Raw genomic sequence first — 12,573 nt, forward strand, 5'->3', positions numbered from 1 at the left:
ACCACGTGCGAAAGCCCCGGGCATCCGCCCGGGGCTTCGATCAGAACAGGGTTCAGCGCGCCGGGACGTCGTCCGGCGTCGTCGTGGACTGAGCGCGCTGCATGCCCCGGACGCTACACCCGATGCCCCCACCGAACAACGGAAATACCGCCGCCCCGATCACAGTGCCGCGGCTCGCACGAAGTCGGCGACCTCCTCTGGCTTGGACACCAGCGACGCGTGCGAGGCGTCGATCTCCCGCGTCCGGGCGTTCATCCGATCGGGCCATGAAGCGCTGCGCGGCCGGTGGAATGGCACGGTCCTGCGCGGAGACCAGGTACCAACTGGGTGTCGCCGCCCACACGGGAGCGCCGGAGGGTTCCAGATTGGCCGATACCGCGAGCGAGCGCTGGTGTGTCAGCATCTCGGCCCCCGTGGCATCGCTCACGTCTTGGGCGAAGGCCTCGTGGAAACCGTCGGGCGCGAGGTAGGCGTCGACACCCTTCCCGGCCGTCCCGGTCGCGTCGTCGACCACCTTCACCTGAAGCACCGGCGGAATCAGGCGGCTGCCGGGGAACCGGATCGGATCGAGGGCCAGCTGATTGATCTCACCCTGCGCGGGCACGAAGGCGGCGACGAACACCAACGCCCGCACCTTCGGGTCGTGCACCTGGGTGATGACCGACCCGCCATAGGAGTGGCCGACCAGGACCACAGGACCGGAAACGCTGTCCAACGTCCGCTGCACGGCGGCGGCGTCGGTTCCCGGTCCGCGCAGCGGATTGTCCGGCACCGCAACGCGATAGCCGTCCGCGCGCAGTAGTTCCGCGACCCAGTGCCAGCTGGTTGTGTCGGCGAAGGCGCCGTGCACCAGCACGATCGTGGGACGGCCGCGATCGTCTTCGACGAGGACCCACCGCATTTCGGCAATATCGTGCTGCCGGATCTTGTCGAAGCAGCCGTCCGCACCAACGACGCGGGCACCGCAGAGCAGGCTCTGAAACGATTGGCCGAACGCGCGGGCGCGAGCGAAACTCCCTGGGCCATGGGCGTACTGGCCCGCAGCCGCGCCCTGTTGGCCGACGACTTCGCCGCCGAGGAGCTGTATCTCGAAGCCCTGTCACTGCTCGAGCGCACACCGCTGACCACCGAAGTGGCGCGCACCCGCCTGCTCTACGGTGAATGGCTACGCCGCCGGCGTCGCCGCCGCGACGCGCGCCACCAATTGCACACCGCCCATGAACTCTTCCTCGACATGGGCGCCACCGCCTTCGCGGAACGAGCACGCACCGAACTGGCAGGCGCGGGCGAACGCGCGCGGGAACGCACCCCGAGCAGTTCCTACGACCTGACACCCAGGGAACTTCAGGTCGCCCACCTCGCCGCCACGGGCATCACCAACCAGCAGATCGCCGCCGAACTGTTTCTCAGCACCGCCACCGTGGAGTACCACCTGCGCAAGATCTTCCGCAAACTCGGCATCACCTCCCGCCGCCAGCTGCCGGACCGAATGTGAGACTTGTTCACCGAGCGGGAACGGTCGTACCTCGCCGGAAGAGCTCGGCGTCGCCGAGGCGCTGCCCGCCGTCGATCACGAAGGTCTCTCCCGTCACCCAGCTCGCGGCATCGGAGACGAGGAAGGCGATGGCGGAACCGACGTCTTCGGGTTCACCGATCCGCGACAACGCGGTTGCCGAATTCCGTTCGTTCTCCCGGCTTTTCCACAGCGGCTCGGCCAGTTGGGTTCGCACCACACCGGGCGCGACGGCGTTGACCCGCACCCGCGGCGACAGTTCGAGCGCCAACTGCTTGGTGAGGTGGAGCAACGCGGCCTTCGACGCGTTGTACAGCCCGAAGTTCGGTTCGAAGCCCAACCCACCGATCGAGGCGGTGTTGACCACGACGCCACCGCGCTCCCCCATCCACGCGCGCGTGGCAAGGGAGGTCCACAGGATCGGCGCCCAGAGATTCACCCCGAAGGTCTTCGTGAAGCGCGCGTAGTCCTGGTCGATGACCGGGCCGTAGGAGCGGTTCGTGCCGACGTTGTTGACGAGAATGTCTATGCTGCCGAACTTTTCGAGCGTCGTATCGACACACCGTTGAGCGGCCTTCTCGTCGAATGCGTGCGCGGCGATGCCGAGCGCGTTGCCGCGCACTTCGGCAGCGGCGGCTTCCGCGGATTCGCTTCGGCGCGACGTCAGGACGACGTTGCCACCCGCCGCCGCGATCGCGTGCGCCGTCGCGAGCCCGATGCCGCGGGAGGCGCCGGTGACGATCGCGGTCCGGCCGGTCAGATCGAGTCGGCTCATGCGTTGATCCTCTGTGTTCGAAACCGGGTGGCCGGAGCCACCAGCGAGTATATACGAATTCGAATCGTATTCGATTTTTGCGACCATGCAGTGTGACGCTGTCGACAGAAGGGGCGGCGTCAGCCTTTCGACGCGTAGGTCTCCAGGTACGCGGTGACGAGCCGACGCGCTTCATCGATCGTGGCGGCATCACCGGACGGAGAGCGGCGGAACGCCGCGTCGAAGAGCCGGTCACCGGCTTCGTAGGCCAGCTCCAGAACGAATCGGGGGGTGTCGGCGCGGATCAGATCGCGCTCGAGCAGGTAACGCCAGAGCTGCTCCGCTTGCGACACATCGAATTCGCGCGCCATCTCGCTGAGCGTCGAGTTGCGGCCCCGGTACCAGAGCTCGACGAAACTCGGGTGCTCGCGGTAGTAGGCGAGCAGCATGTCGACGACCGAGTCGCAGGCCTCGCGCAGGGTGCGCGCCTCGGCGCGGCCGAGCGCCGCGGTGAGACGTTCGTCGAGCGCGCCCACGTGGCGCCGCACGAGCTCAGCGTCGACTTGATGCCGGTCGGCGAAGTAGTGGTAGACCGACGCGATGGGAATGCCCGCCCGCTCGCCGATCGCCTTGAGCGTGGCGGCCTCGTAGCCCTGCTCGCCGAGCAGTGTCTCGGCCGCGTCGAGGATCGCGTGCACGCGCTCGATTCCCCGGCGCTGCACCGGGGCCGGACGCGCCGACGTCCGAGTCGTCGCCTGCTTGTCGAACACGATTCGAAATCGTAACAGCCCGCGGTGGCCGTCAGCCGCTGGCCAACACTCGGGGACCGATCTGATGGGCGAGTTCCAGCGCGAGCTCGATTGCCAACCTGCGCTCCCCCGGCGGGTGTCCGAGCAGCTCGGTCGCGCGAGCGACCCGTTGCAGCACCGTGTTTCGGTGCGTGTGCAGCCGAGCGGCGGTGCGCGGCCCGTTCTCGGCCTCGTCGAGATAGACCCGCAGGGTCTCGCGCAACCGCGCCGCGCTCGGTGTGTCCTCGGCGAGCGGGCCGAGCGTCGAAGCGACGAATTCCGCTGCGCGAACGGGACTTTGCGCCGCCAGCGCGGTCACCTCGAGGTCTCGGTAGAGCGCGAGCCGCTCGCCGCCCGGGTGCCCGGCGAGCAGATTGTGCACCGCTTGCGCCGCCTCGTGCGAGCGACGGAAACCCGCGATGCCGCGAATCGTGGGACCGACGGCGACGCGGATGTTGGGTTGCGCCCGCTCGAGCGCGCCGCGCAGTGCCTCGACGGCGGGCTCGGAGTCGGTGCCCAACCAGGCCCAGAGCGTGGAACTCCCGGCGGAGAGCGTGAGCGGCAGCCGCGCACCGGCGGCCCGCGCCAGCATGCCTGCGGCGGCTTCCAAAGCGCCCTGGATTTCCCCTGGCGGCGGCGCCCACAGGATGAGGGCGGTGTGGCGGCGGGCGAGCTCGTAGCCCAGCCGTTCACCGGCCCTGCGGCTGTCGATCGGTGCGCCGTCGAGGATCAGCCGGACCGTTTCGGTGCGCCGCGCGAGCGCACCGCCGAGCACCTCCTCACGCTCGCGCTGCGCGGCGGCGATAACCCGTCCGATGACGTGGTCGACGTACTCGAACATGCGCTGCGAGGAGATCTCCAGCAACCGCACGAGCTGCGGGCCGGGCGGGACGACACGGGTCGCGTGCGCCATATAGCTCTGCCAGGCGATGTTCTGCCCGCGGCGGTAGGACTGAAAGATCACGTCGAGGTCGATACCGCGCCGGGCGACCGTGCGCGCCACGTCGAGCGCCTCGGGCGGCACGTCGATCGGCGACGGTCTGGCGTCGCGCCGGGCGAACACGGTCATCAGCCGCACGACATTGGCGCGATTGCTCGCCGACATCTCCGCGACGAGCGCGGCGTCGGCGCCCACCGTCGGCGTCAGTTCGATCGCCGCGGCGTCCATGGCAGCGACGAGTTCGTCGATATCGGCCAGCATCGACTCGGCTACGCCGCCCATCAGCTCGACGATCTCCGGCGGCAGCGTCGGAGCGGTCATGGATCCCAGTGTGCCACCGCCCACATTTCCGCGTAAAGCCTGGGCAAACGGACATACCCCGCCCGCAATTACGGCCCTAGCGTGAACCACATCACACCGCAACTCCGCTTCCGCCGCCAGGAGAGATCAGTGACGATCGCGACCATCAGCAAACCCCAGGGCACCGATGTCGATGTCTTGATCATCGGCGCTGGAATTTCCGGTATCGGCGCCGCCTATCACCTCAAAACTCGCCGACCGGGCACGTCGTTCGCGGTCCTGGAGAGCCGCGAGTCGATCGGCGGCACATGGAGTCTGTTCCAGTACCCCGGCATCCGCTCGGACTCGGACATGCCCACCTACGGTTTCGGCTTCAAGCCGTGGACACACCGTACGTCGATCGCCGACGGGGACGTCATCTTGACCTACCTCCGGGAGACCGTCGCCGAGAACGGGCTGGGCGAACACATTCGGTTCGGCTACCGGGTGGTCGGCGCGGAGTTCTCCTCCTCGGAAGGGCGGTGGACCGTCACCGCCCAGCGGACCGGCAGTGACGAGCGGGTCCGATTCACCGCGCGATTCCTGTTTCTCGGCACCGGGTACTACGACCACGATGCGGGCTTCACCCCCGAGTTCAGCGGCGTCGAGGACTTCGAGGGCCGGGTCGTTCACCCGCAGCACTGGCCGCGGGATCTGGACTACACCGGCAAGCGCGTCGTCGTGATCGGCAGTGGCGCAACGGCTGTCACGCTGATCCCGGCGATGGCAGGCAGGGCGAGCCACGTCACGATGTTGCAGCGCTCGCCGAGCTACGTGTTCTCGCTTCCGGCCGAGGACGCGATCGCCAACGTGCTCAACAAGGCGCTCGGCCACGACCGCGCCTACCGGATCATCCGGCGCAAGAACATCATGCTCGTCCGCGGTATCTACAAGGCGTGCATGCGCGCGCCGAAGGTGATGCGCAAGATGCTGATCGCCTCGGTGCGGCGGCAGTTGCCCGCGCACTTCGACGTCGACACGCACTTCACCCCGCGCTACAACCCCTGGGAACAGCGAGTGTGCATGGTGCCCAACGGAGATCTGTTCAAGACGATCTCGGCCGGGCATGCCTCGGTCGTCACCGACCGGATCGCCCGATTCACCGAGCGCGGCATTCTGCTGGAGTCCGGTCAGGAACTGGCCGCCGACATCGTCGTGACCGCAACGGGTTTGACCTTGTCGCCCTTCGGCAAGATCCAGTTCGACGTCGACGGACAACGGGTGAATCTGCCGGATACGACGACCTACAAGGCGATGATGCTCTCGGGCATGCCCAACTTCGTGTACGCCATCGGCTACACGAACCTCTCCTGGACGCTCAAGGTCGACCTGGTCTGCGAACACTTCTGCCGCCTGCTCGACTACATGGACGCGCACGGCCACGACACCGTCGAGCCGGTGCTTGACAACCCGTCGATGGAGCGGCTTCCGCTCATGACCTTGAGTTCGGGCTATGTGCAGCGCGACATCGGGAAGTTTCCGAGGGCGGGGACCAGCGGCCCGTGGACCGCCCAGATGGCTTACGAGAAGGACGTCGAGCGGCTGCGCGAAGGTCCGATCGAAGACGGCGCGCTGCGCTTCACCGCCACCAAGCCTTCGCTGCCGGCATTCGCCTCGGAGAGCGCATGAGGAACGAGATCACCTTCACCAGCCACGGGAACCGTTGCGCCGCATGGCATCTTCCTGCGGACGCCGACGCACCGGCCGGTCGACCCTGCGTGGTCATGGCGCACGGCTTCGGCGGTACCCGTGACACCGGGCTGCTCGGCTACGCCGAGGCTTTCGCCGCCGCCGGGCTCGACGTGTTCCTCTTCGACTACCGCGGCTTCGGCGGCTCGGAAGGCACGCCACGCCAGCATGTTTCGTTTCGACGTCAGCGGCAGGACTACCACGCGGCCATCGCGGCCGCCCGCCACCTACCCGGCGTCGACCCGGACCGGATCGTGCTGTGGGGGACGTCGTATTCCGCCGGTCACGTCGTCGCCGTCGCGGCGCGGGACCGACGCATCGCGGCGATCATCTCGCTCACGCCCGCGCCGGACGGGCTCGCCACCCTGGCCCATATCGCGCGCCACGCCGGACTCAGTCGCCTGGCGCGCCTCACCGGACACGGTTTGCGCGATCTCGCCCGCGCCCTCACCAAGCGCACGCCGCATCACGTTCCGATCGTCGGGACGCCCGGGTCGGCGGCCATGATGACCACACCCGGCGCTGTGGAAGCCTGCCTCTCGATAGCCGGACCGACCTGGCGCAACGAGGTGTGCGCGCGGGCCGCGTTGGAGGTCGGAGCGAACCGGCCGACCACCTTCGCGGGCGACCTGCCCTGCCCGATCCTGGTGCAGGTCGGCACGAACGACAGCGTCGCACCGCCCGCCGCGGCACGCCGGACCGCCGCGAAGGCCGGGCGGTGGGCGACGCTGCGCGAATACCCCGTCGACCACTTCGACGTCTACGAGGGTCCGTGGCAGCGGGCGATGTTGGCCGACCAACTCGAATTCCTCACGCGCGTGCTCGCGGGTTCACTCGACGGCCGTCGATCCGATCCGGTTCCCAGGACGTAAGGCCGGTCGGCGCGAACGGTTTTCGGGTGCGCTGCGCAGAAGCCGGGGCCGACAGTCGGACTCGGCGCGCTGGGTCAGGCCACCGGGACGGGCAGATCCGCGATACCGAGCGGGGCGAGGATGCGCTGGAATTTGCCGGTGGTCTCGGCCAATTCGGCCGCTGGATCGGATTCCGCCACGATGCCGCCGCCCGCGTGCGCGAGCAAGCTCCGGCCGTCGGCGGCCAGTTCGGCGCAGCGGATGCTCACCATCCACTCACCGTTGCCCTCGGCATCGCACCAGCCGACCGCACCCGCGTAGAAACCGCGATCACCCTCGAGTTCGGCGATCAGGCGCGCGGCCGCCGCGGTCGGCGTCCCGCAGACCGCGGGCGTCGGATGTAGCGCCGCCGCCAACTCCAGCGCCGAGGGTCCGTCCGCGCGCACCGCGGCGGTGATCGGCGTGCCGAGGTGCCACATCTCCGGTGTGCTGGTGAGTTCCGGTGCGGGCGTGCGGACTTCGGCGCAGCGATCGCGCAGCACGCCGCTGACCTGATCGACCACGTACCGGTGCTCGTGCTGATCCTTGGCGGATCCGAGCAGCGTCCGCGCCACCTCGCGGTCGGCCGCCTCGTCGTCGAGCACGCGGCGCGCCGACCCCGCGAGAGGATGGCTGAGCACCTCGGTGCCGTCCCGCCGGACGAGTACCTCGGGACTGGAACCGATCAGATGCCTACCGGTGTAGGGCGCGCCCGCGGCGGACAGATCGACCAGGAATCCATTGCCCATCGGATCGGTGGACACCAGGCGAGCCAGAATGTCGTGCGGCCGCGCCGGTTCAGCGCTTCGGGCCCGGATCGCCCTGGCCAGCACCACCTTTCGAATCGGATGCTCGGGATCGGCGAGCATCCGTACCGCCTCGGCCACGCGCCGCACGTGGGTTTCCGGGTGGGGAACAGCGGCATCGAAATCGAAGCGCGGTGTGCGGGTCGCCGTCTGCCGATATCCGGTGTCGCTGGTGGACAACGATTCCGGGGCCCACAGCGCCGCGGGTGCGTCGGGCAGGAACGGCAGCGCCCCGACGATATGGCCGACCTCGCCGCGCCGCAGCGCGGTCACCGCGTCTCGCGCGGATCGGAAGGTGCGACCGCGGCCGTGCGCGACCACGGTGCGGTAGGGGCGGGACAGCACAAAGGCGGGGTCCGAGGTATCGGCAGGCGTGTCGGAAATGGGAATCATCCTCTCGGGTCACCTCTCGTGAACCTGAGGTTAGCCTAACCTGACACAAATGTGGGTCCGACGTCAGCGTGGGCTGGTGCCGGGCTCCCGCGGACTCCTTGGACAGAGGCCACGGGTTCCGCGAAACTGGTTCAGGCGCGGCCGAGTCGGCGCAGCGGGGTTGCGCCGCGGACGACGTCGTCTCTATGCTCGACGCCGCGACTCGTCGCCGTAAGCGTTCACGTCAATCAACGCACCGATCCCGCCGACCGGTGGGATCGCTGCCATTGACGACCTTACGGAGCGTCCCATGTCCGAAACGACGACCACCTCTCGCCCAGTCCGCAAGCTGCCCGCGCGTTACGCGGCGGTGCTGCTGCCCATGCTGCTGTCGATTCTCATGACCTGCGTGGTCTCGCTGATCAGTACGGTGATCAGCGACGGCCTCGCGGTCGGCCAGTGGCTGCGCGCGTGGGCTGTGTCCTGGCCTATCGCCTTTCCCACCCTCCTGCTGATGCTTCCACTGGTCCGCAGGCTCACCGCGGCACTGGTTCGCACACCGTCATAGCCGGCCGCTCAGGAGAGGCGATCCGCGCTTGTTTGATTCCTCCGCGCCGTGGTACCCGCCGGGCGTATCGGGCCGACAGCGCGGTCGGGCCGGAGATCAACCGCGAAGGGGCACTTCCATGTTCGGCGAGAAGCACACGTCGCGAGCGCCCCTGCGCATGGCTGTTGTATCGCGGAGGAACGACATCGTGATGGACAATCCCACTGTGCGAAGCGGCGACGACCAGGACTTCGATCCGGTCGTCTGGCCCGACCCCAGCCCCCTCAGCTCCTGGTGGGCCGACGTCATGTCCGGATCCACGGTGCGGACGCGCACCTCAGCCGCCACGGCGGGCTCGAGCTGACCGCTCCCCGCGATCTTCGAGCGGAGTTCGCGATCTCGGTCACGCTATGGCACATTCCGAGCTACCGTGACAAGGCATGGAAACCGTGGAGCTGGATCCGCCGGTTGTGGCCGCACCGAATCGCACCGGACTCGTTCTCGACGTAGCTACCGTCGGGCTGGTCAACCCGCTGGCAATCGGCGAGGAACCGACACGCCCCTATATACAGTGCACCGACGAGCGGGTCTTTCTGCTCCCGACGGCGCTTCGTGACTGGGCGATCGATGTGATCGCCCAGCATCACGCCTGCCTCTCGGCCGGTGACACGCCGATGTTCCCGCGCCAGATCGAATTCGGCGTCTTGGACGGGGGTATGTACGCGGAACTGTTGTAGCCCCTTCCGGCGGCGCGCACCGGGCGGACGAACGACGCGCGTTCTGTTCGACATGCGAAGGCCTGGCGGCGTGAACGAATGGTTCTGGCGGTTCGAGGCGCTACGCGGCCGCCGCGCGCTTCCGCGACGACCTCGACACCTGGCTCACCGCCCACGGATTCTGAGTGGAACGGCCACGCGTCGAGGAACCACGCGAGACGTCGCGTTGGTTTCAGGTCAACGGTCGGCGGCGCTGATGTCGAGACCGGCGGCACGCAGCTTGTGCCGCAGTTCCCGGGCGTTCAACTCGGCCAGGTATCGGTTGTAGGCGGCCAACTCGATGTCGTCGGCGCTCCGCGAACTCGACAGTGGTTGCGGCCTGCGCACCGTTTCCGCTGCGGCCCAGCAATTCTCGGGATGCGCGACCATCGTTTCCCGCTCCAAGCGCCGGGCCCGAACGGCCGCGAAGATCAGGAACCCCCCGAACAGCGGCCACAGCAGGACGTAGCCGATGTTCTGATCGACGCCGAGCACCGATTCCGTCCGAGACCACTGCCAGCCGCCAAGTACCACGCACACCACCGCGGTGAGGACGAGCAGCAGGACCGTGCGCTTGGAAAGGAACCTGGTAGCCACCCGCACATGTCTACTACACGCTCCGTAGACACTGTGCGGCAGGGCTATTCGCCCGGGACCGCGGCGGCCAAGGCCTCGGTGTAGACCGAGACGATTCCGCTGGTGTGTCTCGATTGGCGCGGTTCGTCGGCGTGCGCCTCGAGCACCCGGCGCATGTCGTGCAGCCGGATTCGGTCGCGGGTGAGGGATTTCAGCACCGCGGCGAGCGATTCCACCGACGCGTCGGGAGCGCGAACGCCGCCCTCGTCCGGCACGGTTTCGGAAAGCTCGGGGTCGCAGTAGAGGACCGGCAGACCCATCGCCATCGCCTCCAGCAGCACCATGCCCTGGGTGTCGCAGTCGGAGGTGAGCAGCAGCAGGTCGTGGGTGCGCATGGCGCGCAGGCAGTCGGCCTGGTCGACCTCGCCGCGCAGGTGCACGCGGTGGCCGAGATCCGCCTCGGCGACCGCGGAGCGGGCCTGGTCGGCGAGTGGGCCGCTGCCGTAGACCGTCAGGGTGCAGTCCTCGACGAGGCGCGCCACCTCGATCGCCTCGAGCGGACGTTTCTCCACCGACAGGCGGCCGCACCACAGCGCACGCAGCGGCGCGTCCGGATTCGTCGCCGCGCTCGCCGCGCCGCGGACGCTGTCGAGCAGTTCGTCGTCGATTCCGTTGGACACCACGTGAATCGGGCGATCCACGCCGTGCCGGGCAAGGCGGCGGGCGAAGTGGTGGGTGGGCACGATCACCCGGTCGGCCGCCTGCGCTTGCGCGACAAGCGGCCGCCAAGCCAGCCGTGCGATTCGGTTGTCGCCGTCGTGCGCCGGTCGCCCGCGCAACGGTACGAACCAGCCGTGCGCCAACCGCATGGTCAACGCGGACAGATACGGCGCCGGTGAATACTTTTCGATGACGGTGTCGTCGCGGCTCTGCATGGTCTGGACGACCGGGATGCCGTGCCTGCGTGCGGTGCGCGCGCCGGAGATTCCGCAGCCGTAGGTCGTCAGCGCGTGCACGAGATCGATCGGGCCGCGCTCGGCGAACGCGGCGTCGATCAGGCGCTGGTTGGCCCGAGTCGGCAGGACGACGGGCAGCCCGTTCGACATCGAGATCGGCAGCGCGCGCAGCAGCACGGTATCGGCATCGGCGGTCTCGTATCCCGGTGCGGGAGCGCAGAATACGGTCACGCGATGGCCGAGCAGGCGAAGGCCGTCACACAGCGACCGCATCGCCGTCTGGACGCCGCCCAGCGTACGCGGGTGGAAGTCGGTGAAGATCGCGACGTGCACGGAATCGACCACGTCTCAGGCCGACGCCGAGACGACGAGACGCTCGACCGCGTCCGCCGTCGCGCGGACACCGTTCTCCGCGGAGACGGCGCGGCCGAGTTCCGCGGCCCGCCTGCTCGCTTCGGGGGTCAGCGTCCGAACCAGCGCGTCGTGCAGCCGGTCCTCGGTCAGCGACGGGTACGGGAAGTCGGCCCCGATGCCGAGCTCCGATATCCGCCAGCCGTAGAAGAACTGGTCGCTGTGCACGCCGATGATCACAGCGGGCAGACCGGCGCGCAGCACGTCGTGGGTGTTGCCGCTGCCGCCGTGATGGACGACCGCGCGACACCGCGGCAGGACCCGGTCGTAGTCGAACGAGTCCAGGACGAACAGCTTTCGGTCGTACCCGACACCACGGGGGAACCCGTCGCCGCGCACGGTCACCAGGGCGCGGGCTCCCAGCCTGCGGCAGACGGCGGCGATGAGCTCGCAGCAACCGGCGGGATCGAGGATCGGCATTCCGGTCATGCAGAAGTAGATCGGCGGCTCGCCCTCGTCGAGCCATGCGGTCAGCGCAGGATCGACCACCGCCTCACCCCACGCCTCGCGCAGCCGCGCGGGCATGATCGGCGCGCCGACGACGGTCGAGCGCTCGGGCCAGTCGGCCGGTTTCGGCAGCAGCACCGGACTCACCATGTGCACCAGCGGAATACCGTCCTCACGGATGCGCCGGAACGGATTTCGCGGCTTGCCCGGCAACTCCATCAGCTCGCGCACCCGCCGGTCCACCCGGTGATAGGCCAGGCCGTAGGCCATTTCGAACGCGGAGTAACTGGCCAGCCGTAGTCGCCGCGACGAGATCATGCGCTTGACCATGAACGACGACGGGAACTCGCCGGTGCGCTCCAGCGGATACGGCAGACAGCCCACCACGGTCTGACCGGTCTTCTCGGCACGCTCCATCGCCCAGGGCAACGTGGAGGCGCACGAGACGATCACATCGGCCGATTCGCAAGCGTCGCTGAGCACTTCGTGCATCCGATCGCCGCGCTCGCCTGCCATGATCTTGACGGTATCGAGCATGATCCGGACGAATGGCAGCGTCTTTCCTGAGGAGAGCGCGCGCTTGGCTTCGGGCGATTCCAGAAGTTCGGCGGAGTTGAACGGGATGACGTGCGGCTGGAGACCCGCGCGTCGCACCACGTCGGCGTAGTTCTCGGTCGCGGTCATCGCGACATGATGTCCGCGCGAACCGAATTCGTCGGCCAGTGCCAGATATGGCTGGTGATCGCCCCGGGTTCCCGCCGTCAGCAACGCGATTCGCATACTCTCGACT

The 12,573-nt window shown here is 68.4% G+C and carries 13 protein-coding genes and 1 pseudogene; 6 read left to right on the forward strand and 8 right to left on the reverse strand.

Annotated elements, in window-relative coordinates; all coding sequences use genetic code 11:
* Positions 1–159: 159 nt before the first annotated feature.
* Positions 160–865, reverse strand: a pseudogene (locus tag CRP45_RS31310) (alpha/beta fold hydrolase); the annotation flags it as partial.
* Between the two features lie 369 nt (positions 866–1,234).
* On the opposite strand from CRP45_RS31310, the gene CRP45_RS34835 reads away from it, so the two are divergent.
* Positions 1,235–1,495, forward strand: a complete 261-nt coding sequence (locus CRP45_RS34835; RefSeq protein WP_245910655.1) for a response regulator transcription factor — start codon at positions 1,235–1,237, stop codon at positions 1,493–1,495.
* 7 nt (positions 1,496–1,502) lie between these two features.
* Here CRP45_RS34835 and CRP45_RS31320 read toward each other — a convergent pair whose 3' ends face one another.
* The 3 genes from CRP45_RS31320 to CRP45_RS31330 form a co-directional block, all read right to left on the reverse strand.
* Positions 1,503–2,288 carry an SDR family oxidoreductase gene (locus tag CRP45_RS31320; protein ID WP_097248239.1) on the reverse strand — a complete coding sequence of 262 codons (786 nt, stop codon included), beginning with the start codon at positions 2,286–2,288 and terminating at the stop codon, positions 1,503–1,505.
* Between the two features lie 119 nt (positions 2,289–2,407).
* Positions 2,408–3,037, reverse strand: a complete 630-nt coding sequence (locus CRP45_RS31325; RefSeq protein WP_097248240.1) for a TetR/AcrR family transcriptional regulator — start codon at positions 3,035–3,037, stop codon at positions 2,408–2,410.
* 31 nt (positions 3,038–3,068) lie between these two features.
* On the reverse strand, positions 3,069–4,316 hold the full coding sequence (locus CRP45_RS31330) for a PucR family transcriptional regulator (protein WP_179831075.1): 1,248 nt from the start codon (positions 4,314–4,316) through the stop codon (positions 3,069–3,071).
* A gap of 129 nt (positions 4,317–4,445) precedes the next feature.
* On the opposite strand from CRP45_RS31330, the gene CRP45_RS31335 reads away from it, so the two are divergent.
* Complete coding sequence (locus tag CRP45_RS31335; protein ID WP_097248241.1) at positions 4,446–5,963, forward strand: flavin-containing monooxygenase; 1,518 nt, start codon at positions 4,446–4,448, stop codon at positions 5,961–5,963.
* Entirely contained in the window at positions 5,960–6,895 is a 936-nt protein-coding gene (locus CRP45_RS31340) for an alpha/beta hydrolase (protein ID WP_097248242.1), read from the forward strand. Before CRP45_RS31335 ends, CRP45_RS31340 begins: the two co-directional genes overlap by 4 nt.
* Positions 6,896–6,969: 74 nt before the next feature.
* Here CRP45_RS31340 and CRP45_RS31345 read toward each other — a convergent pair whose 3' ends face one another.
* Entirely contained in the window at positions 6,970–8,112 is a 1,143-nt protein-coding gene (locus tag CRP45_RS31345) for an isochorismate synthase (protein WP_097248243.1), read from the reverse strand.
* A gap of 289 nt (positions 8,113–8,401) precedes the next feature.
* Between CRP45_RS31345 and CRP45_RS31350 the strand changes: the two genes are divergently transcribed.
* The 3 genes from CRP45_RS31350 (at position 8,402) to CRP45_RS31360 (ending at position 9,375) form a co-directional block, all read left to right on the forward strand.
* Positions 8,402–8,659 carry a DUF2798 domain-containing protein gene (locus CRP45_RS31350; RefSeq protein ID WP_097248244.1) on the forward strand — a complete coding sequence of 86 codons (258 nt, stop codon included), beginning with the start codon at positions 8,402–8,404 and terminating at the stop codon, positions 8,657–8,659.
* Positions 8,660–8,849: 190 nt separating this feature from the next.
* On the forward strand, positions 8,850–9,002 hold the full coding sequence (locus tag CRP45_RS34105; protein ID WP_179831076.1) for a hypothetical protein: 153 nt from the start codon (positions 8,850–8,852) through the stop codon (positions 9,000–9,002).
* Between the two features lie 76 nt (positions 9,003–9,078).
* A complete protein-coding gene (locus CRP45_RS31360; protein WP_067788097.1) occupies positions 9,079–9,375 on the forward strand; it encodes a hypothetical protein in 297 nt (98 codons plus the stop codon).
* Between the two features lie 216 nt (positions 9,376–9,591).
* On the opposite strand, the gene CRP45_RS31365 is transcribed toward CRP45_RS31360, so the two are convergent.
* The 3 genes from CRP45_RS31365 to CRP45_RS31375 are packed head-to-tail and all read right to left on the reverse strand — an operon-like array spanning position 9,592 to position 12,563.
* Positions 9,592–9,990, reverse strand: a complete 399-nt coding sequence (locus CRP45_RS31365; RefSeq protein ID WP_245910637.1) for a transcriptional regulator — start codon at positions 9,988–9,990, stop codon at positions 9,592–9,594.
* 44 nt (positions 9,991–10,034) lie between these two features.
* Positions 10,035–11,270 carry a glycosyltransferase gene (locus CRP45_RS31370; RefSeq protein ID WP_245910639.1) on the reverse strand — a complete coding sequence of 412 codons (1,236 nt, stop codon included), beginning with the start codon at positions 11,268–11,270 and terminating at the stop codon, positions 10,035–10,037.
* 3 nt (positions 11,271–11,273) lie between these two features.
* On the reverse strand, positions 11,274–12,563 hold the full coding sequence (locus CRP45_RS31375) for a glycosyltransferase (RefSeq protein ID WP_097248247.1): 1,290 nt from the start codon (positions 12,561–12,563) through the stop codon (positions 11,274–11,276).
* Positions 12,564–12,573 lie beyond the last annotated feature (10 nt).

Origin of the sequence: Nocardia amikacinitolerans (genome assembly GCF_900215415.1) — a bacterium.
Lineage (GTDB): Bacteria > Actinomycetota > Actinomycetes > Mycobacteriales > Mycobacteriaceae > Nocardia > Nocardia amikacinitolerans.

Coding starts and splice junctions, on each gene's coding strand:
- CRP45_RS34835 (WP_245910655.1), top strand. CDS start 1,235: ATGGGCGCCACCGCCTTCGCGGAACGAGCACGCACCGAACTGGCAGGC.
- CRP45_RS31320 (WP_097248239.1), bottom strand. CDS start 2,288: ATGAGCCGACTCGATCTGACCGGCCGGACCGCGATCGTCACCGGCGCC.
- CRP45_RS31330 (WP_179831075.1), bottom strand. CDS start 4,316: ATGACCGCTCCGACGCTGCCGCCGGAGATCGTCGAGCTGATGGGCGGC.
- CRP45_RS31340 (WP_097248242.1), top strand. CDS start 5,960: ATGAGGAACGAGATCACCTTCACCAGCCACGGGAACCGTTGCGCCGCA.
- CRP45_RS31345 (WP_097248243.1), bottom strand. CDS start 8,112: ATGATTCCCATTTCCGACACGCCTGCCGATACCTCGGACCCCGCCTTT.
- CRP45_RS31350 (WP_097248244.1), top strand. CDS start 8,402: ATGTCCGAAACGACGACCACCTCTCGCCCAGTCCGCAAGCTGCCCGCG.
- CRP45_RS34105 (WP_179831076.1), top strand. CDS start 8,850: ATGGACAATCCCACTGTGCGAAGCGGCGACGACCAGGACTTCGATCCG.
- CRP45_RS31360 (WP_067788097.1), top strand. CDS start 9,079: ATGGAAACCGTGGAGCTGGATCCGCCGGTTGTGGCCGCACCGAATCGC.
- CRP45_RS31375 (WP_097248247.1), bottom strand. CDS start 12,563: ATGCGAATCGCGTTGCTGACGGCGGGAACCCGGGGCGATCACCAGCCA.